At 65.7% G+C, this 23704-nt stretch carries 21 protein-coding genes, 1 tRNA gene and 1 other RNA gene; 10 read left to right on the forward strand and 13 right to left on the reverse strand.

What is annotated here, in order from left to right; translation table 11 throughout:
* Nucleotides 1-102 precede the first annotated feature (102 nt).
* The 7 genes from NYR97_RS21635 to NYR97_RS21665 form a co-directional block, all read right to left on the reverse strand.
* Complete coding sequence (locus NYR97_RS21635; RefSeq protein ID WP_316695721.1) at nucleotides 103-1302, reverse strand: M24 family metallopeptidase; 1200 nt, start codon at nucleotides 1300-1302, stop codon at nucleotides 103-105.
* Complete coding sequence (locus tag NYR97_RS21640; protein ID WP_316695723.1) at nucleotides 1299-2915, reverse strand: aldehyde dehydrogenase family protein; 1617 nt, start codon at nucleotides 2913-2915, stop codon at nucleotides 1299-1301. The genes NYR97_RS21635 and NYR97_RS21640 overlap by 4 nt, the downstream gene beginning before the upstream one ends.
* A 198-nt stretch (nucleotides 2916-3113) precedes the next feature.
* The gene (locus tag NYR97_RS21645) at nucleotides 3114-4022 is read right to left on the reverse strand and encodes a dihydrodipicolinate synthase family protein (protein WP_205394430.1); all 909 of its coding nucleotides are present in this window, start codon (nucleotides 4020-4022) and stop codon (nucleotides 3114-3116) included.
* Nucleotides 4019-5332, reverse strand: a complete 1314-nt coding sequence (locus NYR97_RS21650; protein ID WP_316695726.1) for an FAD-dependent oxidoreductase — start codon at nucleotides 5330-5332, stop codon at nucleotides 4019-4021. The genes NYR97_RS21645 and NYR97_RS21650 overlap by 4 nt, the downstream gene beginning before the upstream one ends.
* On the reverse strand, nucleotides 5325-5570 hold the full coding sequence (locus NYR97_RS21655; RefSeq protein WP_205394428.1) for a 2Fe-2S iron-sulfur cluster-binding protein: 246 nt from the start codon (nucleotides 5568-5570) through the stop codon (nucleotides 5325-5327). Before NYR97_RS21655 ends, NYR97_RS21650 begins: the two co-directional genes overlap by 8 nt.
* Nucleotides 5567-6829: an NAD(P)/FAD-dependent oxidoreductase gene (locus NYR97_RS21660; protein WP_316695728.1), complete on the reverse strand. Its 1263-nt coding sequence runs from the start codon at nucleotides 6827-6829 to the stop codon at nucleotides 5567-5569. Before NYR97_RS21660 ends, NYR97_RS21655 begins: the two co-directional genes overlap by 4 nt.
* Complete coding sequence (locus tag NYR97_RS21665) at nucleotides 6829-7767, reverse strand: proline racemase family protein (protein ID WP_316695729.1); 939 nt, start codon at nucleotides 7765-7767, stop codon at nucleotides 6829-6831. The genes NYR97_RS21660 and NYR97_RS21665 overlap by 1 nt, the downstream gene beginning before the upstream one ends.
* A 160-nt stretch (nucleotides 7768-7927) precedes the next feature.
* Between NYR97_RS21665 and NYR97_RS21670 the strand changes: the two genes are divergently transcribed.
* The 4 genes from NYR97_RS21670 (at nucleotide 7928) to NYR97_RS21685 (ending at nucleotide 11975) form a co-directional block, all read left to right on the forward strand.
* Nucleotides 7928-8644, forward strand: coding sequence for an AraC family transcriptional regulator (locus NYR97_RS21670; RefSeq protein WP_316698429.1), 717 nt, complete (start codon nucleotides 7928-7930; stop codon nucleotides 8642-8644).
* Nucleotides 8645-8848: 204 nt separating this feature from the next.
* Entirely contained in the window at nucleotides 8849-10513 is a 1665-nt protein-coding gene (ftsY, locus tag NYR97_RS21675) for a signal recognition particle-docking protein FtsY (RefSeq protein WP_316695731.1), read from the forward strand.
* 56 nt (nucleotides 10514-10569) lie between these two features.
* The gene (gene mutY / locus NYR97_RS21680; RefSeq protein WP_316695734.1) at nucleotides 10570-11643 is read left to right on the forward strand and encodes an A/G-specific adenine glycosylase; all 1074 of its coding nucleotides are present in this window, start codon (nucleotides 10570-10572) and stop codon (nucleotides 11641-11643) included.
* A gap of 53 nt (nucleotides 11644-11696) precedes the next feature.
* The gene (locus NYR97_RS21685) at nucleotides 11697-11975 is read left to right on the forward strand and encodes an oxidative damage protection protein (RefSeq protein ID WP_006451832.1); all 279 of its coding nucleotides are present in this window, start codon (nucleotides 11697-11699) and stop codon (nucleotides 11973-11975) included.
* Nucleotides 11976-12038: 63 nt separating this feature from the next.
* Here NYR97_RS21685 and NYR97_RS21690 read toward each other — a convergent pair.
* The 3 genes from NYR97_RS21690 to NYR97_RS21700 form a co-directional block, all read right to left on the reverse strand.
* Nucleotides 12039-12114: non-coding RNA, sX9 sRNA (locus NYR97_RS21690), on the reverse strand.
* A gap of 660 nt (nucleotides 12115-12774) precedes the next feature.
* The gene (locus NYR97_RS21695; RefSeq protein WP_316695737.1) at nucleotides 12775-14397 is read right to left on the reverse strand and encodes a histidine kinase famiy protein; all 1623 of its coding nucleotides are present in this window, start codon (nucleotides 14395-14397) and stop codon (nucleotides 12775-12777) included.
* A gap of 115 nt (nucleotides 14398-14512) precedes the next feature.
* Nucleotides 14513-14845: an SMR family transporter gene (locus tag NYR97_RS21700; RefSeq protein WP_043889818.1), complete on the reverse strand. Its 333-nt coding sequence runs from the start codon at nucleotides 14843-14845 to the stop codon at nucleotides 14513-14515.
* A gap of 286 nt (nucleotides 14846-15131) precedes the next feature.
* Here NYR97_RS21700 and NYR97_RS21705 point away from each other — a divergent pair, with 286 nt between their 5' ends.
* On the forward strand, nucleotides 15132-15806 hold the full coding sequence (locus NYR97_RS21705; RefSeq protein ID WP_210763265.1) for a class I SAM-dependent methyltransferase: 675 nt from the start codon (nucleotides 15132-15134) through the stop codon (nucleotides 15804-15806).
* A gap of 16 nt (nucleotides 15807-15822) precedes the next feature.
* On the opposite strand, the gene NYR97_RS21710 is transcribed toward NYR97_RS21705, so the two are convergent.
* The 3 genes from NYR97_RS21710 to NYR97_RS21720 all read right to left on the reverse strand — a co-directional run bounded on the left by NYR97_RS21710 (nucleotide 15823) and on the right by NYR97_RS21720 (nucleotide 17210).
* The gene (locus NYR97_RS21710) at nucleotides 15823-16431 is read right to left on the reverse strand and encodes a hypothetical protein (RefSeq protein WP_316695742.1); all 609 of its coding nucleotides are present in this window, start codon (nucleotides 16429-16431) and stop codon (nucleotides 15823-15825) included.
* Nucleotides 16432-16584: 153 nt separating this feature from the next.
* Entirely contained in the window at nucleotides 16585-16851 is a 267-nt protein-coding gene (locus NYR97_RS21715; RefSeq protein ID WP_043889283.1) for a hypothetical protein, read from the reverse strand.
* 283 nt (nucleotides 16852-17134) lie between these two features.
* Nucleotides 17135-17210, reverse strand: a tRNA-Phe gene (locus NYR97_RS21720).
* 180 nt (nucleotides 17211-17390) lie between these two features.
* Between NYR97_RS21720 and NYR97_RS21725 the strand changes: the two genes are divergently transcribed.
* From NYR97_RS21725 to dxs, 5 genes are all read left to right on the forward strand, one after another.
* Nucleotides 17391-17927 (forward strand): lipocalin family protein, encoded by a 537-nt coding sequence (locus NYR97_RS21725; RefSeq protein ID WP_316695744.1) that lies wholly within the window; start codon nucleotides 17391-17393, stop codon nucleotides 17925-17927.
* A 122-nt stretch (nucleotides 17928-18049) separates the two neighbouring features.
* Nucleotides 18050-18526: an LEA/WHy family protein gene (locus tag NYR97_RS21730; RefSeq protein WP_316695747.1), complete on the forward strand. Its 477-nt coding sequence runs from the start codon at nucleotides 18050-18052 to the stop codon at nucleotides 18524-18526.
* A 37-nt stretch (nucleotides 18527-18563) separates the two neighbouring features.
* On the forward strand, nucleotides 18564-20357 hold the full coding sequence (locus NYR97_RS21735; protein WP_316695749.1) for an acyl-CoA dehydrogenase C-terminal domain-containing protein: 1794 nt from the start codon (nucleotides 18564-18566) through the stop codon (nucleotides 20355-20357).
* Nucleotides 20358-20619: 262 nt separating this feature from the next.
* A complete protein-coding gene (locus NYR97_RS21740) occupies nucleotides 20620-21276 on the forward strand; it encodes an HNH endonuclease (RefSeq protein ID WP_316695751.1) in 657 nt (218 codons plus the stop codon).
* A 374-nt stretch (nucleotides 21277-21650) separates the two neighbouring features.
* A complete protein-coding gene (dxs, locus tag NYR97_RS21745; protein ID WP_316698434.1) occupies nucleotides 21651-23567 on the forward strand; it encodes a 1-deoxy-D-xylulose-5-phosphate synthase in 1917 nt (638 codons plus the stop codon).
* The last annotated feature ends 137 nt before the right edge of the window (nucleotides 23568-23704 follow it).

Genomic DNA, 23704 nt, shown 5'->3' on the forward strand with positions numbered 1-23704 from the left:
TGCAATGGCGGCCGTAGGAGCGCGCTTGCGCGCGATGAGGCTTTATCGGTAACGCCAATCGCGCGCAAGCGCGCTCCTACGCGTGCGTGGGCCCATACAGGCTCACGCAAACGGTTGGTCGATCGCCGGCGACGGCGGCGTAAACCACTGCGCGCCGGCATCGGTGACATAAAAATGGTCTTCCAGGCGCACGCCGAACTCGCCGGGCACCACGATCATCGGCTCGTTGCTGGCGCACATGCCCGGCTGCAGCGGTAGCGCATTGCCGCGCACCAGATACGGCGCCTCATGAATCGCCAACCCGCAGCCGTGACCGGTGCGGTGCGGCAGGCCGGGCAGGCGATAGTCGGGGCCGAGCCCTGCCGCCTCCAGTACCTTGCGCGCCGCCTGGTCCACTGCTTCGCAGGCGATGCCTGGGCGTATCGCCGCAAACGCCGCCGCCTGCGCCGCCTGTTCCAGGTCCCAGATGCGCCGTTGCGCGTCGTTGGGCGTGCCGTAGATCCAGGTGCGGGTGATGTCGGAGTGATAGCCCTGCACGGTGCAGCCGGTGTCGATCAGCACCAGCTCGCCTTCCCGAAGATGCTGCACACCGGGAATCCCGTGCGGGAATGCGGTGGCATGGCCGAACTGCACGATGCAGAAGGTGGAGCCGTTGTCCGCGCCCAGCGCGCGATGCGCCTCGTCGATGAACCGCACCAATTGATCGGTCCCGATGCCTTCCTGTGCGATGCCGGCGGCCAGCCGCTGCACCAGCAGGGTCATGTCGCAGGCCTGCTGCATCAGCGCCAGCTCGGCCGGCGACTTGCACATGCGGCAGCCATCGATGATGGATCCCGCATCGCGGATCGCCGTGCCCAGGTGTGCGCGCAGGCCGGTGTGCACGGCAAACGCAATCCCTGGATCCAGTGCCAATGCATGCGCGTGGCGTTCGTCCATGGCCTGCACCGCCAGCGCGTACGGGTCCTCGTGTTCTTCCCACAGATACTTGGCGACTGGAATCTTCAGCACCGCATCCAGCGAGCCTTCTTCGAACGCGGGGCAGATCAAGACCGGGTCGCCATCCAGCGTGAGCAGCAGCGCGACCAGACGCTCGCTTGCGCCCCACGGCACGCCGGTGAAGTAGCGCAGCGAAGTGCCGGCGCCAACCAGCAATGCATCGGCGCCATGCGCGCGCATCAGGCGGCGTGCGCGTTCGATACGCTGGGCGTATTCGTCCGCGGCGATCGGCGCGGCGCGTTGCGTCCACGGCGTCAATTGCGCGCGTGCCTGTTCCAACGACACCCCGCCGATCTGGCTGCTCATGTGCCCGCTCCGAGATCTGCAGTACTCCACTGCCCATCCACCAGACGTGCGACACCGCCCGGATTGCGTTGGCGCAACTCGGCCGGCAACAACGCGTCGGGCACCGCGTCGTAGCTATGCAAGGCAGCGAAACGGCGAATCGAGCCGGGCATGCCCACCGCGGTGAACCCCGGATGCCCGGTGCTGGGGAACGGCCCGCCATGATTCTGCGCCGCGCTTACTGCAACGCCGGTCGGCATCTTGCTGTTGATCAACCGCCCCACCCGCGCACGCAGCACCGGTGCGATGACCTGCCATGCCGCATCGTCGCTGCCATCGATCGCGCGATACACGGTGCCGGTGAGATTGCCTTCGAACGCGGCGGCGACCTGTTGCATCTGCGCAACGTCGCGCGTACGCACCAGCAAGCTCACCGGGCCGAAGGCCTCGGTCTGCAGCGCCTGCGGGTTGGCGATGAATACCTGCGCATCCACGCTCAACAAGGTCGGCGCATAGCGATACCCGTCTTCGCCGGTATGTCCACCGGCCAGCAGCGCGGCACCGGCAGCGCGCAAGGCCGCCACACCGCGTTGCACACCTTCGACGCCGGAGCTTGAAAACAGCACCATCGGCATGGCGGCGTCGAAATGCGCCGTGGTCGCGGCAACGAACGCATCGCCTGCCTCGCCGTGCGGCACCACCACCACACCGGGATTGGTGCAGAACTGGCCGCTGCCCAGGGTGCACGAGGAGAAGAATTCCTGCGCCAACGCGGCACCGCGTTCGGCCAGTGCGCCCGGCAACAGGAACACCGGGTTGACGCTGGAGAGCTCCGCATAAAACGGCACGCCGGCCGCGTCGGCGGCCGCCTTCAGCGCCAGGCCGCCTGCGCGGCTACCGGTGAAGCCGATCGCCCCCAGCCGCGCATCGCCGGCCAGTCGCACACCTATCGCGTTGTCGAAGTGATACAGCAACTGCACCGCCGCAGCCGGCAGACCCGCCGCGACCAACGCTGCATGCGCAAGCTGCGCCATGCGCTGGCTGGTGGCCGGATGCAGCGGGTGCGCCTTGGCGATCACCGGATTGCGCGCGGCAATGGCCGAGGCGAAATCGCTGCCGGCAATCGCATTGAAGGCGAACGGGAAATTATTCGGGCCAAACACCAACACCGGCTTGCCCAGCGGCGCCAGGTGCGAACGCAGATCGACAGCGGTATCGATGATGGGTTGGGTCCAGCTAAAACTGCGCACCGCTTGTGCGGCTTGGCGCAATTGGCCGCTGGTGCGTGGCAGTTCGTTGCCGCGCAAGCGCGTGGGCGCCGGCAATGCGGTTTCAGCATGCGCAAGCGCAACCAGCGTGTCGGCATCGGCGTCCAGCGCGTCGGCATAGGCGTCCAGAAACGCGGCAATCCGTTCGACCGGCGCTGCCGCAAGCTCTGCTGCAACCGCTTGCGCCGCCGCAATCGCCGTCTCGATGTCGTCCGCACCGCTGACCGGGAATTGCGGCCCGATCGCCTCGCCCGTGGTCGGGTCGGCCGCACGGAAGCTGCCGGTCGCATCGCGGCTGGCTTGCCACTGGCCGGCCAGCAATACCTCGGCCTGCTGCAAGGGGATGGAGTGGATCGTGTCGTTCATTGCGGCACCTTCGGTTGCATGGAACAGTTGCATGAGGACGGACCCTGCGCACCGTGCGGCAGCGCCCGACCAGGAGCGATGAGGATGTCGCGTTAATGCGACATCCTCATCGACACACGTCTCGCTACACCGGCCGCCACGTCAGCGCGTGACTCCGTGCGCGGCGCTCAGCCAATCGCGTGCAGCAAGCCATCATCGTCAGGACAGTTTCGGTGCCGTGGCGATCGCGTGATCGATGACCTTGAGCGCCGCCTCACGCTCTGCACCGTCGACCACCAGGCGCGGGGCGCGCACACGCTCGCTGCCGATGCCCACTTTTTCCTGCACCAGTTTGATCAACTGCACGAACTTGGGCACGGTATCCAGGCGCAGCAGCGGCAGGAACCAGTCGTAGAGTTCCTTGGCCGCCGGATACCCGCCATCGCGCGCGAGTTCGAACAGGCGCACCGATTCCTTCGGGTACGCATTGACCAGACCGGCGATCCAGCCCTTGGCGCCCATGCTCAGGCCTTCGACGATGGCATCGTCCATGCCGACCAGCAGCGCCAGACGATCGCCCAGCAACTCCTGCAATGCGGCGAAGCGGCGCACATCGCCCGAGGATTCCTTCACTGCCTGCAGGTTCGGGAATTCGGCGGCCAGCTCGGCAATCTGCGCCGGGCCGAAGTCGGTCTTGTAGGCCACCGGGTTGTTGTACAGGATCACCGGCAGGTCGGTTGCGGCGATCACTGCGCGCACATGCGCGCCCATCTCGCGCCAGTCGGTGGAGTAGACGTACGGCGGCAGCACCATCAGCCCGCCGCAACCGAGTTCCTTGGCCGCTTTCGCCAGCGCCACCGCTTCACCGGTCGCCAGGCTGGCGATGCCCGGCACCACCGGCACGCGGCCGTTCAATGCAGTGATCAGCGTCTTGAGCACGGCCAGCTTGTCGTCCACGCTCAGGGTGGCCGCTTCGCCCAGCGAGCCCAGCGGCACGATCGCGGTGCAACCGGCGTCCACCAGCTGATTGGCGTGCTTGGCCAGGAAGTCGTGATCGATCTCACCGGAGGCGGTGAACGGGGTGGTGATGGCCGGCAACACGCCGTGCCAGAACGCAGCAATGCTCATGGATGATTCCCTTGCGAGTCGGAAGTGAACGGGTCGGCCAGCGCCGCGAGGCGGACCGGGAACAACGGCGGCCGGCGGCCGGCGTCGGTGGAAAGTTCGGGCGGGCAGCGCCCTAGTTCGGCCAGCGCAGTGCCACAGATACGGCCCTGGCAGGCGCCCATGCCGCAGCGCGAAGCGAGCTTGGCATCGCGTGCATCGTTGAAGTTGTCCAACGCGCCCAGCGGCACGTCTTCGCAGCGGCACACCAGCGTGTCGGGCTGCGCCAGCGTGCGGATACGTGGATTCAGTGCGAACTGCTGTTGCAATAACCGCGCGAACGCGCGCGCGGCACGCCGCCGCGGCTGCAGGCGCAGCGCGGCATCAGGTGCATCGGCGGCCATATGTCCGGCCATCGCGCCTTCGATCAGCGCGCAATCGCGCCCGCCGATGCCGCAGGCTTCGCCTGCAGCAAAGACCTGGGTGACGCTGGTGCGCAGCAACGCATCCACGCGGACTTGCTGATGCGCGCCGCAGGCTTCCAGCTGACACCCCAGCAGTTGCGCAAGTTCGGTATTGGGCACCAGGCCATAGCCAACGGCCAGTTGATCGCAAGCGATACGCGTACGGCCGGCAGGCCCTTCGATCTCCACTTCGCGCAGTTGCGTGTCGCCGTGCGCGGATACAACAAAGCTGCCGGCGCGATACGCCACCGCGCGCAACTGCAGGCGCAACGCCACCGCCTGCGCCGCCTTGCCCGGCCAGCGCCACAACTGCAGCGCAAACTGCCGCAACGCAGCCGCCGATGTCTGTTCGTGGATGCCAAGCACCTGTGCGCCATGCCGTTGCAAGGTGGACGCACTGGCCAGCAGCAACGGGCCGCTACCAGCGACGACCACGCGCTTGCCGACCAGCGACCAGCCCTGTTTGGCCAGCGCCTGCGCCGCGCCGGCGCCAGTGACGCCGGGTAAGGTCCAGCCCGGGAATGGCAGCAGCAATTCGCGCGCGCCGGTGGCCAGCACCAGCGCGGCGTAATGCAGTTGCAGCGTGCCGTCCGGGCCATCGGCCAACAGCCAACCCGGCTGCGCCAACAGAATCTGCGTGCGCGCCAGCAGCGTGATCACCGCATTGCCCTGCACCTGTTGCAACAGCGCGCGCGCATCGGCCGGCGCACCGTGTTGCACATCGCTGCGCCACACCTGCCCGCCCGCCCGCGGCTGCATATCCACCAGCCCCACGCGCACGCCATGACTGGCCGCCGCCTGCGCCGCCGCCAGACCGGCCGGGCCGGCTCCGATCACCAACACATCGAAATGCTGCATGCGCTCAGCCATCGGTGCGCACCTGCATGCCGTCGCGCGCATCCACCAGGCAGGCGCGTTGCTGGCCGATGCCATCGATACGCACCCGGCATTCGAAACACACGCCCATGCCGCACAACGGCGCGCGCGGCTGGCCACTGCACGATTGCCGAAACTGCAGCGTCGCCAGCGCCACCGCTGCGGCAACGCTGGCGCCAGCCGGCACTTCGACCGGTTGCGCATCTACATGCAAACGCACTGTCGCGTTCATGCGGCCGCACCGTGCACGGCACGTGCCGGTGCATAAGGCGCCGGGTCGATGACCGGCGTGCGCCCGAGCAAGCTGTCCACGATCACCCGTGCGCTCCCCAGCGCCGTGGTGACACCCAGCCCCTCGTGACCGGCGGCCACCCACACATCGCGCCGGCCGGGCACCGCCCCAAGATACGGCCGCCCGTCCGGTGTGGCCGGGCGCAACCCGGTCCACACCCGGATCGCCTGCAACTCGCGCAACACCGGCAGATAGGCGAACGCACGCTGCAACATCTGCTGCAGCACCGGCATCGACAGCGCGCGATCGTGCTCGCCGAACTGGCGCGAAGAGCCGATCAGGATTTGCCCGGTCGGTCGCGGCTGCACATTGAACGCCACGCTGGTGTCGTCGGCGCCATGCGCCGAATCCGCGTAGCCCAACTCCAGCAACTGATGCCGGATCAAGCCCGGATGCCGATCGGTGATGACCAGATGGCCCTTGCGTGGGCGCAACGCCAGCTCGGGCAGCAACTGCGGCAAGGCCACACCGCTGGCCACCAGCACCGGGCCGGCCAACAGCTGGCCATCGTCCAGACGCACCCCATGCGCCTGCAACTGCTCCACCTTGCGGCCAGCAAACAGCTGCGCGCCCGCCTTGCAGGCCAGACTCACCAGATGCCGCGCCACGCGCGGCGGGTACACCACGGCCTCATTGGGCACGCGCATGCCGCCGGCCAGGCCCGGCACCAGTTGCGGTTCCAGCGCGTACAACTGCGTCGCGTCGATGGCTTCGGCATGCAGATCGGCTGCCGCCAGCCGCGCGATCTTGGCCGGCACCGCCGCCAGCTCGCGTGCATCGCGCGCCACCCACAGCGTGCCGCAGCGGCTGAATTCGGCTTCGCTCAGTTGCGCAAACCGTTCCCACAGCCGTAACGAGTACGCCGACAACGCCAACTCGGCCGGGTCGTCATCCATCGCCACCAGGTGCCCCATCGCTGCAGCGGTGGAGCCGCCGCCGATCGGCCCCGGCTCGACGATCGCCACGCGCAGCCCTTCGCCAGCCGCCGCCTCGGCACAGGCCGCGCCGACAATGCCTGCGCCAATCACAACCAAGTCGTAGCTGCGTCGCGTGGACGCTGCCGACGGCGATGTGTGCGTGTCTGTTCGTGCAGCGGCGTATGCAGCCGCCGCATCACCAGTCTGCGCGGCCGCGGACACGCCGGCTGGCGCAGCAGGCGCTGCGCCGGCACTCCCCTGCGCGCGCGGCAGCTGATGCATCAGGCCACGATGCCCCAGGCGAACGGGTCGGCCGGGTCGATCGACAACTGCGAGCGCGCGGTGATGTAGGCCTGCCCACTGATGCGCGGCGCAATGCCACGCCCACTCAACCGATAACTGCCTTCGAACGTGCTGCCCAGGATGCCTTGCTGCATCCAATGTTCGCCCTCGCCCAGCTTGCCGTCGGCGGCCAGGCAGGCCAGTTTGGCGCTGGTGCCGGTGCCGCACGGCGAGCGGTCGTAGGCCAGGCCCGGGCACAGCACGAAATTACGTGCCAGGCCGCTGGCATCGGGCGCGGGGCCATTGACTTCGATATGGTCGATCTCGCCACCGGCCTCACCGGTGATGCCGGCCGCTTCCAAGGCCAGCCGGATCGCTTCGGTATAAGCGGTCAACTCGCGCTGATGCGTCAGATCCAGCACACACGGCGCCTGCTCGGTGATGAAGAACCAGTTGCCGCCCCAGGCCACATCGCCGCGCACCCTGCCATGCCCGGGCACGTCCACCTCCACGCCGGTCGCAAAGCGATAACTCTCGACATTTTCGACCGACACCGTGCCGTCTTCGGCCAGCTCCACGCCGACCGTGCCGACCGGGGTTTCGATGCGATGCTGGCCCGGCGCGATGCGCCCCAGCGCGGCCAGCGTGCGCACCACTCCGATGGTGCCGTGTCCGCACATGCCCAGGTAGCCGACGTTGTTGAAGAAGATCACCCCGGTGCAGGCGCTGGGGTCGCGTGGCGGCAGCAGCAAGGCGCCGACCATGGTGTCCGAGCCGCGTGGTTCGCAGGCGATCGCGCTGCGCCACTGATCGAAATCGCTGCGAAACCGCTCGCGACACTGCGCCAGATCGCCATCGCCCAGATCGGGGAAGCCGGAGAGGACCACGCGGGTAGGTTCGCCGGCCGTATGAGAGTCGATGACGTCGATGGTGTGCATGGCTCATGCTCCCACTGCGGGCTGGCAGGCGACTAGCGTCCAATGCGAGTTGCAAATGCGGAAATCTGCACAATCGACAACCCGGTTCACAGCCCCGCGTTTGCGCTAGGATCATTGCTGGGCCGCGCCTTTCGTGCAGCCGTCAATCGTGACCGCCACCATGACGCCGATGGACCTCAACCTTCCCGCGCTGGAAATGCAGACGCTGTTCGACGCACTGCCGGACGTGGTGTTCTTCATCAAGGATGGGCAGGGCCGCTACACCCACTGCAACCTTACGCTCGTGCGCCGGCTGGGACGCAAGCTGCGCAGCGAAATCATCGGCCGCTCGCCGCTGGAAGTGTTCCCGCTGCCGCTGGGCGGAAGCTACATGATGCAGGACCGCCGTGTACTGTGCGGCGAGCTCATCGACAATCAATTGGAGGTGCATCTGTACCCCAATCGCCTGCCCGGCTGGTGCCTGACCTTCAAGCGCCCGCTGTGCGAAGCAAACGAAGTGATCGGCATCGTGGGTATTTCGCGCGATCTGGGCCAGCCCGACAGCCGTCACTCCGCGTACGAACGCTTGAGCCAGGTGATGGAGCACATGCAGGCCAACTTCGGCGACAACCTGCGCGTGCAGAGCCTGGCCGACCTGGCAGGCTTGTCGGTGGCGCAGCTGGAGCGGCATTTCCGCCGCGTATTCCAGGTGACACCGCAGCAACTGCTGACTAAGCTGCGCATCGAATCGGCGATGCGGCTGCTGTACGGCGACGACAGCATCGCCAGCATCGGGCAACGTTGCGGCTTTGCCGACCAGAGCGCGTTCGCACGCCAATTCAAGGCCACGGTTGGCATGACGCCGCGCGATTACCGCGCGCTCAAAGGTCAGTTGTAAGCGAAAAATCGGCGCTGACATACGGCTGGCGCAAATGCCGAATTCGGCAGGATTTGGGTTGCCATTGCGATGTGATTTGCGTAGTCCTTGCGGCGATCATGCAGCACACCGGATGCTGCCCCGGATGAGGCGGCGCTGAAGGTCGCGTCAAGGCGAGCCAGGGTCCGGATGGTAGAATTTCGGGTTTCCCCAACTGCGTTGCCAATGGCCAGCTTCTTTCGCCGCAACAAGCCAACCACGCCCGACAGCGCGCGTACCTCGCGCTACAGCCTGGAAGAACTGGCAGCCGCATTTCCGACCGCACCTTCTGCCGCCCCCCCGGTTTCGCCGGTTGAGGCCATGCCGGCCACTACGCCGAGCGGCACGCCAGCAGCGGTGCCGGTTGCTGCACCGGTTGCCACGCCTGCTGCCGCACAGGCCGAGCCGGCGACTCCCACGCCCGCTGCCGCTCCGGCCGAGCAGCTTGCGCAAGATATCGCCGCGCGTACCGGGCAGGCCCAGAGCATCGCCGCAGTGCCCACCGCGCCTGCCCCGCCGGCAACGCCCGCGCTTTCGGCATTGCAGGCGCTGCCTGATCCCAAACCGTCCGTCACGACAGAAGCCCCCACTCCAGTGGTGGTGGCGCCGGTTGTTGCGCAGCCACACACCGCGCCATTGCTGCCTGCTGCTGCACCCGCGCAGCCTGCGGCGCCGTCGCAGACTGCGACTCCTGCGCTTGCACCTGCCGCACCATCGACGACTGCGGCACCTGCCGCCCCGCCAGCTGCAACACCAGCTGTCGTTGCACCGCCTGCCGCTGCACCGCCATCTGCGGCTCCGGCCGTTGCCGTAACCCCCACCGTCGCCACGCCCGTCGTCACCCCGCCGGTCGTCGTCAGCACCCTGCTGCCGACTAGCCAGGACAACGACAGCATCGTTGGCCAGCGCGATGCACTACCCGCAGCCCCGGCCGGCAAGCCGGGCTGGCGCGATCGTCTGCGCAACAGCACCTTCGCGCGCAGCTTCGGCGGTCTGTTCTCGCGCAACCCCAAGCTCGACGACGATCTGCTCGACGAGATCGAAACCGCACTGATCACCGCCGACGTCGGTATCGGCGCGACCACCGCATTGGTCGAAGGCCTGCGCAAGCGCATGAAGTCGCGCGAGTTCGTCGATGCACAGGCGATGTTCAAGGCGCTGCGCGCCGATCTCATCGCGCTGCTGCAACCGGTCTCCAAACCGCTGGTCATCGACCGCTCGGTCAAGCCGTTCGTGATTCTCACCGTGGGCGTCAACGGCGTTGGCAAGACCACCACCATCGGCAAGCTCGCCAAGCGCTTCAAGGACGAAGGCAATAGCCTGATGCTGGCCGCCGGCGACACCTTCCGCGCCGCCGCGGTGGCGCAGCTGCAGGCCTGGGGCGACCGCAACGGCGTGGCCGTGATCGCGCAGGGGCAAAACGCCGATGCCGCCTCGGTGGCGTTCGACGCGCTGCAGGCCGCCAAGGCGCGCGGCACCGAGGTCTTGATCGCCGACACCGCCGGCCGCCTGCACACCCAGACCGGGCTGATGAACGAGCTCGGCAAGATCCGCCGCGTGCTCGGCAAGATCGACGCCGCCGCACCGCACGAAGTGCTGATGGTCATCGACGGCACCACCGGCCAGAACGCCATTTCGCAGCTGCGCCAGTTCCATGCCGCCGTCAGCGTCACCGGCCTGGTGGTCACCAAGCTCGACGGCACCGCCAAGGGCGGCGTGGTGTTCGCGCTGGCGCGCGAGTTCAATATTCCGATCCGCTTTGCCGGCATCGGCGAGCGCCCGGAAGATCTGCGCGTGTTCGACCCGGTCGCCTTCGTCGATGCGTTGCTGCCGGAAGCGTTGGGCAGCTGATCGGCAGGCGCTTGCATGCGTCTGCAGCCGTTATGAAGTCATCGCCAGCAGAGCCCATGCCAGCCGACCACGCCACTCCCACCGCTGACGCTTTCGTCCACCGCCTGCTGCACTGGTTCGACGGCCACGGTCGTCACGATCTGCCCTGGCAGCATCCGCGCGCGCCCTACCGCGTGTGGCTGTCGGAAATCATGCTGCAGCAGACCCAGGTCGCGGTGGTCATTCCGTATTTCCAGAAGTTCGTCGCCAGCTTCCCGACCCTGGCCGACCTGGCTGCGGCCGACAACGACACCGTGATGGCGCACTGGGCCGGGCTGGGCTACTACGCACGTGCACGCAACCTGCATGCGGCCGCCAGGCAATGCGTCGCCTTGCACGATGGCGAGCTGCCACGCGATTTCGATGCACTGCTCGCGTTGCCCGGCATCGGCCGCAGCACGGCGGGCGCCATCCTCAGCCAGGCCTGGAACGACCGCTTTGCCATCATGGACGGCAACGTGAAACGCGTGATGACGCGCTTCCATGGCATTGCCGGCTATCCCGGCCTGCCGGTGATCGAAAAGCAGTTATGGCAACTGGCGACGACGCATGTCACGCATGTACCGGCCGGCCGCCTGGCCGACTACACGCAAGCGCAAATGGATTTCGGCGCCACGCTATGCACACGCGCAAAGCCGGCCTGCGTGCTGTGTCCGTTGCAGGACGATTGCGTGGCGCGCCGCGAGGGCCTGGTGGAAGCATTGCCCACGCCCAAGCCCGGCAAACAATTACCCGAGCGCGAAGCCACCGCGCTGCTGCTGGAAAACGCAGACAACCAGATCCTGCTGCAGCGCCGCCCGCCGACCGGTATCTGGGCTTCGCTATGGACGCTGCCACAGGCCGAGACCGATAGCGGCATGCGCGCATGGTTCGCCAACCATATCCAAGGTGATTACGAGCGTGCCGATGAGATGCCACTGATCGTGCACACCTTCAGCCATTACCGCCTGCATCTGCAGCCGTTGCGCATCCGCAAGGTCGCGCTGCGTACAACGGTGCGCGACAATGACAATCTGCGCTGGGTGGCCCGCGCCGATCTCGCAGCGCTGGGCCTGCCAGCGCCGATCCGCAAACTGCTCGACGCTCTGTAAGGCGCACTCACACTCCAAGCGCGCACGTTGAGCGCGTACCCAAGGGAATTTGCATGTCACGCACCGTGTTCTGCCAGTACCAGCAATGCGACACCGACGGCCTGGATTTTGTGCCGTATCCCGGCGAACTCGGCCAGCGTGTGTTCGCACACATCGGCAAGACCGCATGGCAGGCATGGTTGGCGCATCAGACCATGCTGATCAACGAAAACCGGCTCTCGCCACGTGACCCCAAGCACCGCGCGTTTCTAGAAGCCGAATTGCAGAAGTTCCTGTTCGAGCGCAATGCCGACAAGCCTGATGGCTATGTCGCACCGATGAGCGAAGAGTAAGCGCGGCGCTCGGGCGCCATTGCGCCCACCACCAGGCGGGCGCGCAGCCTGCCGACTGAAAGCGGCTAACAAAATGTAGCGAGCGGCCGTCAGGTGGGCGTGGACGGCGCGCAGGGGCCGGAGTGTAAGAGTGGTACATGAGGATTCCGAGCACCATCCGCGTACGCCTGGAGGCCGCGCAGTAGTTTTGTTAGCCGCTCTAAATGCAGCACGCATTTAGAACTGCTAAAAACGACTTCATGCCGGTCCGTTGCAGAGCGGATGATCTGGGTCTTCGCTGTAGGTCGGATGATCTGCGGCTTGGCTTCGGCTTGGCTGCAGGGCCCTTGCCCGCCCACCCTCGCGGGACACGCCGCAAGTACATCCATGTAGGCTCTTACGCGGCATCCATGCCGCGTAAGGTCCCGCGAGGGTGGGCGGGCAAGGGCCCGTCGAGATGGTCGGTGTGCGTGGTGCAAGCAATGCGTGAGGTAAGAGGTAAGTTGTTTGCAACCGACTCACTTTCTGGCGCGGTGCCCTCACCGATTGCGGGACCGTGTGGCGGCATGGATGCCGCCACCGAGCCTACATGGACGTACTTGCGGCGTGTCCCGCGAGCGGTGAGGGCACCGCGCCCTCGACCGACTCAGCTTGTGCCATGGGCGTCTGACTGCATCCAACAAGAGGCGACCAACAAAACCACTACGCTCACCGCCAGGCGACCGCTTGCTACTGTTTTGACCGCTCGCTCGGTTTTATTAGTCGCTCTTGGCTGCGACACTTTTCAACCAGGCATCCGCATTGCCTCGGCAAACACCGCTCAACAGACACCAACAGGCCCGTCCAGCAACAAGCGGATACGCTTGAGCAATTCCTTCTGCGTATACGGCTTGTTGACCACGCCGAACTCCGCGCCATCCACGTCGGTGCGCTGGATGCCGGCATCGGCGTAGCCGGTGGTGAGCAGAATCTTGATGTTGGGCAGCATGCGGCAGGCCTCGCGTGCGAGCACCACACCATTCATGCCGCCCGGCATGATCAGATCGGTGAACAACGCATTCACCTCCGGATGCAGCTCCAGCACTGCAATTGCTTCGCGTCCGCTGGATGCGCACAGGACACGGTAGCCGGCACCTTCCAGAAAGAGCTTGGCGACCAACGCCACGTCCTGCTTGTCTTCCACGATCAGGATGTTCTCGCTACCGTCCTGCTCGATCACGCGCTGTTTGACCGCCTGCACGTCGTCCGCATACTCGCTGGATGCCGGGAAATACAGCCGCACCGTGGTGCCCTCGCCCACTTCGCTATGGATGCGCACGGTGCCGCCAGACTGCTTGACGAAGCCGTACACCATCGACAACCCCAGCCCGGTGCCCTGGCCTTCTTCCTTGGTGGTGAAGAACGGCTCCATGACCCGGCTGGCGATGTCCGGCGGCATGCCCGAGCCGGTGTCGCGCACCGCGATGCTCACATAGCGGCCCGGTGCCAACTGGTGATACGCGGACAGATCGTGGCTGATGATCTCCACATTCTGCGTCTGTACCGTGACTTCCTTGCGCTCGGCATAGGCCATCGCATCGCGCGCGTTGATCAACACATTCAGCAGTGCCACCTCGGCCTGGGTAGTGTCGATCTGACAATTCCACAGCCCCTCTTGCAGCGACTGCCGCAGGCTGATGTCGTCGCCCAGCGTGCGCTCGGCCATGTTGTTCATGCCCGACACCAGACCGTTGAGATTCACCACGCCGCCGCGCAACTTCTGCTTGCGCGAAAATGCGAGCAATTGCTGGGTCAATGTGGCCGCCTTGGCCGCAGCAGCGGCCGCCTGCTCGGCACTGAATGCAATGCGTTTGGCATTACCACCGCCGTCCGCAGCCATCATCTGGATCACTTCCAGATGGCCGGACATCACCTGCAGCAGATTATTGAAATCGTGCGCGATACCGCCGGTCAATTGACCCAGCGCTTCCATCTTCTGCGCCTGACGCAAGGCATCCTCGGCATCGCGGCGACGGCTCACATCCAGCTGCGAACCGAAGAAATACACCAGCTCGCCCTTGTCATCGAACACCGGCGAGACGAACAGCGCATTCCAGAACGGAGAACCGTCCTTGCGGTAATTCAGCACTTCGGTGGCAAATGCGCGACGGTTGGCGATGGAATCGCGAACCTCGTTGACGTTGGCAGGATCGGTGTCCGGCCCCTGCAGAAAGCGGCAATTGTGGCCGATGACCTCTTCCGACGAGTACCCGGTCATTTCCAGGAATGCGCGGTTGGCGAACACGATGGGGTTATCCAACAGATGCGGGTCGGTCACCGTCATCGGCATCCGCGTGGTTTCCACTGCGGCAAAAAAGATATCCGAGCGTTGCTTCTCGACAGCAGGACCGCGAGATCCGCTGATGTGGGACGCACATGGCGCTCCGTGACCGGGATCGTTCAAGTGCATCTTCTGCGCAGGGCAATGTTCATGACCGGAGTCTAGTTGGAGGCGGTTAGTTGACTCCTCACATGCGCTGCGTACGTTTTGCCATTACGGCAGCGCTCGCCCGTGCAGGCTAATGTGGCGCAACCTTGGAAAACACATTGATCACCACTGCCCCAGCCGCGATCAACCCCATACCCAGCATCGCCGGTGCATCCAGCCGTTGCCCATGGAGTGCCCACGCCACCAGCGAAATCAGCACGATGCCCGCGCCCGACCACAGGGCGTAGGCGATGCCGACCGGGATGACACGCAATGTGAGCCCCAGAAAATAAAACGAAATGCCGTAGCCCAGCACCGTCAGCAGCGATGGCCACAAGCGCGTGAAGCCTTCGCTGGATTTGAGCGCCGAAGTCGCGGTGACTTCTGCGCAGATTGCCACCGCCAGGAACACCCAGTTCTTCATCGCTGCCACCTTGTCGTCCGCAATCCGGCGACCATAACCGCCAGCGTCGGCTTGCATGCGAGCGCGCAGCTGTGAGCCATTGCAAACATGGTCGCTTGCTGCAAGCCGGCCAAGCGTGGCGCCATACGCTGCCATGCCTTGACATCCGCAGACGTGCATCGGCAAGGTTTTGCCGTAGCATGCGCGGGCACCAAGCAGCTCCTGCGCCTCGTCCGGCCGTTCCGGCCCCGATGCGCGCATTCTTTTCCGCGCCAGTGCCTTCCTCTGGCGACCATGCGGTATCACCGTGCCGGGCTACCAGACCCAGATTCACGAGTTGACCTTCGGGCAACTGACCTACGTCATTCGCGCACTGGCCGACAAGCAGCAGTACGCCGATCCCGATGAAAGCGCAGCTGACGCGGGCATTTCGTCCGCGCAGTGGAGTCTGTTCGGCCAGGTCTGGCCGGCCGGGCAACTGCTGGCAGAAGCGATGGCCACGCGCCCGATCGAAGGCAGACGCATCCTCGAACTCGGTTGCGGCTTGGGGCTGGCGAGTCTGGTGCTGCGCAGGCGCGGCGCCGACGTCGTCGCCAGCGATCACCACCCGCTGGCCGAAGTGTTTCTGGCCTACAACGCTGCGCTCAATTCGCTGGAATCGGTGCCGTATCGGCGCCTGGACTGGGACACCGGCGCACCGAACATGGGCCAGTTCGACATGATCATCGCCAGCGACGTGCTTTACGAAACCCGCCACGCCACCATGCTGGCAAAACTCGTCCCCGCACTTGCCAAGCCCTCGTGCGAGATCGTCATCAGCGACCCGGGCCGCGGCAATGCCAATGCGCTATCGCGCATGCTCGCAGACATCGGGTTTTCGCTGATTGCCGGCGATCGCCAGGCCTCGGTGCAGGTGGCCAAGGCACCGCGTCTGTTGGTCTATCGGCGCAACATGGACAACTGGAGGCCGACAGGCGGCTGATCGCAGCGCCATGCCATCACGGCGTCGGCGTGTACGCCGACAGCGACACCGGCTTGCGCGGGTCGGCCTTGATCTCGGTGTGCTCGCTCATCCGCATCGCATCGGCGTCAGGCCTGTCATCGGTATTCATCTCCCAGCTTTCCGTCACACGCTTGTGGAAAAAGAACCCGCCGCGCGCACGGTCGTAGCGGAAGGTGATGTAGTCGGTCCAATGCTGCCCGCACGATACGCCATTCTGTACGGTGAAATACGCGCCCTTCGCCACCAAGCCTTCTTCGCCATCCAGAAACGGATCGCACTGGCCGCCTTCGTCGGCCTTGAAGATCACCCGCGTATTGCGCCCGGCTTCGACAAAGCCTCCATCCGCATTCGCCACCAAAACCAGCAAGGTGCGTACAGGCGCAGTGCGCCCACTGGAGCGCAGCGCATCCAATGTGCCTTCAGACGAGGCGCGCAGGGCCACCACATAATCCTGCCGGCCGTCTCCAGTCAGATCCGCATTGGCAACGCCGATCACCGTCTGCCCGGCAGGCAGCAACTTCGACGCATTGGCAGGCAGCGTGGACGCGCCACACGGCACGGCCGCAGCCAGTGCCATTGCCAACCACCAGTGGTGTTTCGTCATTGCCGTTCCTTCGTCCGATCAAGGCTACAAGAATACCCGGCCATGCAGGCTCCTCGAACGGTGATGCGTTGCGGAGTACCTCGCGCTGCAACACCACAGGCGACTGAGCACCACCTGCGCACAGCCAACAACTCACACACCGTTGTGGCGGCGCTAGGTCTCGCGAACTCGGTATTCCTTCGGATCCAGAAACTCCGCCAGGCAGGAGCCGACGCGCAGCGCCTGCTCACGCGCATCGCCGCGATACTCGCCCTGCCCGGCGCCCTCGATCGTGGCCACCGGCGATGCGCGGTCGCGGTGGTAGACGAATGCGGTCGAAAGCCACAACGTCGCGCCAGGCGCCTGGCTTTCCAACGTCTCCACGCGGAACTCACCGCAGTACCCATGAATCAACGTGCGTCGAAGTGTCTTGTGCGTCATGCGCGCAAGTATCGCCACGCGCAGTTGAAGACGACGTGGAAGCAAAGCGCTCATCACGAGACCGAGCAAGACGCCACGCGGATTGACTGCGACGGCAACTTGCAGCGTCATTCGAGCCGATTTGCAAAGACGGTTCGCGACACAGCCTCATCGTCAAAGCACTCCCCGACAGACACGACAAAACCACCCGCCGATCTGTATGCAGGTCTGGCTCAAAGGAAACACAGCAAGAGTCTAAAAACCCGGCGATTGCCGGAAAGCCTTGCGAATGAAGGCTGTGAAATGGTGGCCGAGGACGGAATCGAACCGCCGACACGGGGATTTTCAATCCCCTGCTCTACCAACTGAGCTACTCGGCCACTACCTGCAACGCGATGCCTGCGTTGCGAGGACGCGCATCATAGCGAGCAGGCGCAGTTTGGGCAAGCCTTGCGCGCAACTTTGTTGCGGGCCGGTGCCGGCAGCCGGGTTTCTTGCGCCGGTTCACGCCGCGCGGCGGGTGGCATGGCCTAGCCTGCGCGCGTCCCGAGGAGATTGTCATGCGCCTGCCCCGCCTGCTGCTGTCGTTCGCTTTGCTGCTGCCATTGACCGCTATTGCCCAACAGCCGATACGCGCGGTGCCGCAGCTGGACATCTCACGCTACGCCGGGCAGTGGCACGAGATCGCGCACCTGCCGGTGTCGTTCCAGAAGAAGTGCCGCAGCGACATCACCGCCAGCTACACCTTGCGCGACGATGGCTTGATCGGCGTGCGTAACGGCTGCCGCACTGCCGATGGCGCCCTGACCCAGGCCGAGGGTGTGGCGCGGCCGGTCGCCGGGCAACCCGGCCAGTTGCAGGTGCGCTTCGCTCCGGAATGGCTGAGCTGGCTGCCGCTGGTGTGGGCCGACTATTGGGTGATCGCGCTCGACCCGGACTACCAATGGGCAGTGGTCGGCGAGCCGGATCGCAAGTACCTGTGGATCCTGTCGCGCTCGCCGCAGATGCAGCGCGCGCAGTTCGAGCAACTCAAGCGCCAGGCCACGCAGATGGGCTACGACCTGTCGCCGTTGATCGTGGCTGCGCCATTGCCGTGAGTGCAGCGCCCTGACCGCACGCCCTCCGCACCGTGCACGCAGCAAGGCAGCAAGGCAGCAAGGCAGCAACCTTACTGCGTAGTATTCTTGGCGCCGCCTTATCCAGCCAAGGATCCGAGTACATGCGTCGTGCCTATCGCCTTGTGATTGTGTCGCTGACCTGCGCCCTGCTGCTGAGCGCCTGTGGCGGCGCGGTGCGCCGCGTGTCCGAGCCGGCAGCCCGCATCCAGCAGCTGACCGTGCGCCCGGATGGCGGCTGGTCGGTGGACCTGCGGCTGCAGAACTACAGCAGCATCCCGATGCAGTTCGAGCGCGTGGCGCTGGAGATCTCCGCCGGCGACCAGCTGGCCGGCAAGCTCGACCAGGCCGTGGGTATTTCGATCGGCCCGGAGACCGCCGACGTGGTGACTGTCACCCTGCAGCCGACCTCGCTGGGCCGCCTCACCGTCGCCGACGTGCTCGCCAGCGGCCGCTCGCTGCCGTACACGCTCAAGGGCACGGTATGGGCGACCCCGCAGGACAAGAAGCAGCGCGATTTCAGCGTCGAGTCGCGCAACACGCTCAGCCCGGCCCCCGGCCTCAACGGCGTGCTGCGCTGACGCGCACGCCTTCCCGCACTCGTTTGAAGGACTCCGCATGAGCAGCTACACCGCCCCGCTGACCGATTTCCGCTTCGCCCTGCACGACGTACTCGGTGCGCAAGCCCTGTTCGCCCGGCTCGGTTACACCGATGCCAGCGCCGACATCATCGACGCCGTGCTCGAAGAAGCCGGCCGCTTCACCTCGCAGGTGCTGGCGCCGCTCAACAGCATCGGCGACGAGATCGGCTGTGCGTTCGACAAGAGCACCCGTGCGGTGACTACCCCGCCCGGCTTTCGCGCGGCTTATGACCAGTTCGTGGAAGGCGGCTGGAACGGGCTCACCGCCGAGACGCAATTCGGTGGTCAAGGCATGCCGCATACGCTGGGCGTGCCGTTGAGCGAGATGATCAACGCCGCCAACCTGGCCTGGGGCAACTTCCCGTTGCTCTCGCACGGCGCGATGGAAGCGCTGCGTCAGCACGGCGAAACCTGGCAGCAGGACGTCTTTCTCAAGCCGCTGATCGACGGCCGCTGGACCGGCACCATGTGCCTGACCGAGCCGCATTGCGGCACCGACCTGGGCCTGCTCAAGACCCGCGCCGAACCCAACGCCGACGGCAGCTACGCCATCACCGGCACCAAGATCTTCATCACTGCCGGCGAGCACGACCTCACCGACAACATCGTGCATCTGGTGCTGGCCAAGCTGCCCGATGCACCGGCCGGCGCAAAAGGCATCTCGCTGTTCGTCACCCCCAAATTCAAGGTGGACCGCGACGGCACCGTGGGCGAGCGCAACGCGCTGCATTGCGGCTCGATCGAGCACAAGATGGGCATCAAGGGCTCGGTGACCTGCGTGATGAATTTCGAAGGCGCGCAAGGCTATCTGGTCGGCCAGCCGCACAAGGGCCTGCAGGCCATGTTTACCATGATGAATACCGCACGCCTGAGCGTGGGCCTGCAGGGCATCGGCCTGTCCGAGCGCGCCTATCAAAATGCGCTGCGTTACAGCCGCGAGCGTCTGCAATCGCGCGCGCTCAGCGGTGCCAGGTTCCCCGACAAGCCGGCCGACCCGATCATCGTGCACCCGGACGTGCGCCGCATGCTGCTCACCATCAAGTCGCTGACCGAAGGCAGCCGCCTGCTGGCGCTGCACGCGGCCAGCCTGGTCGACATCAGCCACCATGGCGCCACCGAACAGGAACGCGCCGATGCCGAGATGCTGGTGAGCTTCCTCACCCCGATCTCCAAGGCCTGCCAGACCGAATGGTCGATCGAGAACACCTACCACGCGCTGCAGTGCTTCGGTGGCCACGGCTACATCCGCGAATACGGCATGGAGCAACTGGCCCGCGATGCACGCATCACCACCATCTACGAAGGCACCACCGGCATCCAGGCACTGGACCTGATCGGCCGCAAGACCGCCGCCAGCCAGGCTGCGGGCTTGAAGCTGCTCCTGGCCGATGTGGAAACCTTCGCCAATGCGCAGCAAGGCAACGCGGCGCTGGCCGAGTTCATCAAACCGCTGCGCGACAAGGCCAGCGAGTGGGCGATGCTGACCCGCGACGTGCTCGATCGCGCCGCCCGCAACCCGGACGAACTCGGCGCTGCCAGCTACGACTATCTGTTCTATTCCGGCTACGTGGTGCTGGCCTACTGGTGGGCGCGCAGCGTGGCCGCTGCCGATGCCTCCGCGCACAGCGAGGATTTCAAACGCGCCAAGCGCGAGACCGCACGCTTCTACTTCGCGCGCGTGCTGCCACGCACGCTCACCCACGCCGCCACCATCCGCAGCGGCGCCGCCCCCTTGATGACGCTGGAAGCGGAGTTGTTCGGCCAAGCCTGAGCAAGCGCCATCATCTCGGCGGGCTGCCGCTGTCGTAGCAGCGGACCTGGCCGCGACGAGGCATTACCGATTGGCGAGACGTCGCGCCCGGGTGCGCTCCTACGGCTAAACAAGGCCTGCAACGCGTCCGAAGATGGGTGACGCAGCACGGCGGCATCGCGGCCGGGCGGGGACGTGCTGACCCTCCGATTGCAAGACGCGCGCCAAAGCGGTTCGCTGCAATACACAAACTGTCAACGATCGGGTATAAGCTGTTTTCCCGATGGAGACAGACACGCACGCAGGTGATGTGATCGTCCCCGGAGGCTCCCCAGCTCCGGTCGCGGGCAGCGCTGTCGCTGCGATCCAGCAACTGCCCACGCTGCGCTTGCTCTCGCTCGATGCGCATGGCCGGGTGCTGGACTGGATCAACTGGCAGGACGCCGCCTGCCTGTACGCACGCGACGCGGTGTCCTGGACGCTGGGCGAGCCCTGCATGGAGATCCACGGCGGCATTTCGCGGCTCACCGGCGAGCGCAGCACGCTGACGTTGCATCCCATCATCGCCGCACGCGGGCATGCCCGGTCGCGTGCATTGGACCCGACGCCGACCCTCAGCAACACCGCGCTGTTCGCACGCGACTCGCAGCTGTGCATGTATTGCGGCCAGCACTTCAGCCGCCCGCAACTGACCCGCGACCATGTCATGCCGGTGTCCAAGGGCGGCCGCGATACCTGGGAGAACGTGGTCACTGCGTGCTTCCAGTGCAACTCGCGCAAGGCCAACCGCACGCCACAGCAGGCACATATGCCGCTGCTGGCGGTGCCGTATCGGCCGAGCTGGATCGAACATCTGATCCTCTCCAACCGCAATATCCTCTCCGATCAGATGGCGTTCCTGCGCGCGCAGTTGCCCAAGCGCTCCAAGCTGTCGCTGTAGCGCGTGTCATCCATCCCCGCGCAGATCGCTCGGGCTTGCACGTGTTCGGGCTCAACAAGAGCGATTGAGTGGACCTGGGTCCACGCCTGAGCGATGACGCAGTAATGGGCACGCGCAAAGCCAGGCATCCATCGTGCCGGCTGACCAGCACACTGTCGTTCCAGCCACGAACTCCCAGCGCCTGGCGTTCGCGCGCCCAGCGTGCATCTGCGCGTTCAAGCGGGTGCGGCAGATTGCCGCATGCGCAGGCGTTCACTGCGCCCGCCAGCAGTGGCGGCGAGCGCAGCCATCACTTTCCGCTGACAGCTGAACCGGTTTGCTTGCCGGGCCTTCGCATGGGGAGGACAATATGGCTTCAGAACATTGACACGATGATGATCGATTCCACCCGCTATCCGCGCCTGTCGCGCATCCAGACCCCCGACGATCTGCGTCGCTTCGACGAGGCCGACCTCACGGCGATCGCCGAAGAACTGCGTTCCTACCTCATCGAGTCGGTGGGCAAGAGCGGCGGGCACTTCGCGGCCGGCCTGGGTGTGATCGAACTCACCGTCGCCCTGCACTACCTGTATCAGACCCCGGTCGATCAGCTGGTGTGGGACGTGGGCCATCAGACCTACCCGCACAAGATCCTCACCGGCCGTCGCGACCAGATCCACACGGTCAAGCAGAAGGACGGCGTGGCGCCGTTTCCCAAGCGCGAAGAAAGCATCTACGACACCTTCGGCGTCGGCCATTCGTCGACCTCGATCTCGGCCGCGCTCGGCATGGCGATCGCCGCGCAGCGCAACGGCGACGAGCGCAAGGTGGTGGCGGTGATCGGCGACGGTGCGATGACCGCCGGAATGGTCTACGAGGCGCTCAATCACGCCGGCGGCATGGATCCGGAGCCGAACCTGCTGGTGATCCTCAACGACAACCGCATGTCGATCTCCGAAGCGGTCGGCGGGCTGACCAAGATGCTGGGCCGTGCCAGCGGCAGCCGCACGCTCAACGCGATCCGCGAGGGCGGCAAGAAGATCCTCGGCGACAAGAAGAACAACCCCACCGCGCGCTTCGTGCGGCGCTGGGAAGAACACTGGAAAGGCATGTTCGTGCCGTCCACGTTGTTCGAAGAAATGGGCTTCCACTACACCGGCCCGATCGACGGCCACGACCTGCCCAGCCTGGTCGGCGCACTGAAGACCTTGCAGACGCTCAAGGGCCCGCAGTTGCTGCACGTCATCACTACCAAGGGCAAGGGCTACGAGCTGGCCGAAGGCGACCAGATCGGTTACCACGCGGTGGGTCCCTTCGACCCGAGCAAGGGGCTGATTGCCAAGGCCGGCGCCAAAAAGGCGACCTATACCGATGTCTTCAGCGACTGGGTCTGCGACATGGCCGCCGCCGAGCCGACGCTGCTGGTGATCACACCGGCAATGCGCGAAGGCTCGGGCCTGGTGCGTTTCAGCAAGGAGTATCCGCAGCGTTATTTCGACGTGGCGATTGCGGAGCAACATGCGGTCACCCTGGCCGCCGGCATGGCGACCCAGGGCGCAAAACCGGTGGTGGCGATCTATTCCACGTTCCTGCAGCGCGGTTACGACCAGCTGGTGCACGACGTGGCGGTGCAGCAGCTGGACGTGCTGTTCGCAATCGACCGCGGCGGCGTAGTCGGCCCGGATGGCGCCACCCATGCCGGCAATCTGGATCTGAGCTTCTTGCGCTGCGTGCCGCATATGGTGGTCATGGCGCCGGCAGACGAAGCCGAATGCCGCCAGATGCTGACCACCGGCGTGCGCTACGAAGGCCCGGCAGCTGTGCGCTACCCGCGTGGCACAGGCCCGGGCAGTGCGCTCGACACATCGCTCACCACCCTGCCGATCGGCAAGGCGCAGCTGCGCCATAGCGGCGCACGCATCGCGCTGCTGGGCTTCGGCGCGAGCGTGGATGCGGCAGAAGCGGTCGGGCGCGAACTCGGCCTGACCGTGGTCAACATGCGCTTCGTCAAGCCGCTCGACAAAGCCATGCTGCTGGAACTGGCCAAGAGCCACGAAGGCTTCGTCACCATCGAAGACAACGTCGTCGCCGGTGGTGCCGGCTCCGGTGTGGCAGAGCTGCTCAATGCCGAAGCCATCACCATGCCCATGCTGCACCTGGGCCTGCCCGACAGCTTCCAGCACCACGCCAGCCGCGAAGACCTGCTGGCCGACGCTGGCATCGACCAGGCCGGTATCCGTGCCGCCGTGCTCAAGCGCTGGCCGCAGCTGATGGCCAGCAAGGCGCTGTCGTTGAATGCTGCTGCGGGCTGAGGCTCGCGGTCAACGTCACGCCGCGCGTACTGCCCGCAACCACGCACCCCGACCTCTCGACTGGCCCTTGCCCGCCAACCGGCGCGGGACCCTACGCGGCATGGATGCCGCGTAAGAGCCTACAAAGCCTACAAGGA

Origin of the sequence: Xanthomonas hydrangeae (genome assembly GCF_032697525.1) — a bacterium.
GTDB classification, from domain to species: domain Bacteria; phylum Pseudomonadota; class Gammaproteobacteria; order Xanthomonadales; family Xanthomonadaceae; genus Xanthomonas; species Xanthomonas hydrangeae.

Excerpts from the sequence above, each read along its gene's own strand:
- NYR97_RS21650 (WP_316695726.1), bottom strand. The coding sequence starts at position 5,332 with ATGGCTGAGCGCATGCAGCATTTCGATGTGTTGGTGATCGGAGCCGGC.
- NYR97_RS21665 (WP_316695729.1), bottom strand. The coding sequence starts at position 7,767 with ATGCACACCATCGACGTCATCGACTCTCATACGGCCGGCGAACCTACC.
- mutY (WP_316695734.1), top strand. The coding sequence starts at position 10,570 with ATGCCAGCCGACCACGCCACTCCCACCGCTGACGCTTTCGTCCACCGC.
- NYR97_RS21730 (WP_316695747.1), top strand. The coding sequence starts at position 18,050 with ATGCGTCGTGCCTATCGCCTTGTGATTGTGTCGCTGACCTGCGCCCTG.
- NYR97_RS21715 (WP_043889283.1), bottom strand. The coding sequence starts at position 16,851 with ATGACGCACAAGACACTTCGACGCACGTTGATTCATGGGTACTGCGGT.
- ftsY (WP_316695731.1), top strand. The coding sequence starts at position 8,849 with ATGGCCAGCTTCTTTCGCCGCAACAAGCCAACCACGCCCGACAGCGCG.
- dxs (WP_316698434.1), top strand. The coding sequence starts at position 21,651 with ATGATCGATTCCACCCGCTATCCGCGCCTGTCGCGCATCCAGACCCCC.
- NYR97_RS21660 (WP_316695728.1), bottom strand. The coding sequence starts at position 6,829 with ATGCATCAGCTGCCGCGCGCGCAGGGGAGTGCCGGCGCAGCGCCTGCT.
- NYR97_RS21635 (WP_316695721.1), bottom strand. The coding sequence starts at position 1,302 with ATGAGCAGCCAGATCGGCGGGGTGTCGTTGGAACAGGCACGCGCGCAA.
- NYR97_RS21700 (WP_043889818.1), bottom strand. The coding sequence starts at position 14,845 with ATGAAGAACTGGGTGTTCCTGGCGGTGGCAATCTGCGCAGAAGTCACC.
- NYR97_RS21645 (WP_205394430.1), bottom strand. The coding sequence starts at position 4,022 with ATGAGCATTGCTGCGTTCTGGCACGGCGTGTTGCCGGCCATCACCACC.
- NYR97_RS21725 (WP_316695744.1), top strand. The coding sequence starts at position 17,391 with ATGCGCCTGCCCCGCCTGCTGCTGTCGTTCGCTTTGCTGCTGCCATTG.
- NYR97_RS21640 (WP_316695723.1), bottom strand. The coding sequence starts at position 2,915 with ATGAACGACACGATCCACTCCATCCCCTTGCAGCAGGCCGAGGTATTG.
- NYR97_RS21710 (WP_316695742.1), bottom strand. The coding sequence starts at position 16,431 with ATGACGAAACACCACTGGTGGTTGGCAATGGCACTGGCTGCGGCCGTG.
- NYR97_RS21670 (WP_316698429.1), top strand. The coding sequence starts at position 7,928 with ATGACGCCGATGGACCTCAACCTTCCCGCGCTGGAAATGCAGACGCTG.
- NYR97_RS21735 (WP_316695749.1), top strand. The coding sequence starts at position 18,564 with ATGAGCAGCTACACCGCCCCGCTGACCGATTTCCGCTTCGCCCTGCAC.
- NYR97_RS21740 (WP_316695751.1), top strand. The coding sequence starts at position 20,620 with ATGGAGACAGACACGCACGCAGGTGATGTGATCGTCCCCGGAGGCTCC.
- NYR97_RS21685 (WP_006451832.1), top strand. The coding sequence starts at position 11,697 with ATGTCACGCACCGTGTTCTGCCAGTACCAGCAATGCGACACCGACGGC.
- NYR97_RS21655 (WP_205394428.1), bottom strand. The coding sequence starts at position 5,570 with ATGAACGCGACAGTGCGTTTGCATGTAGATGCGCAACCGGTCGAAGTG.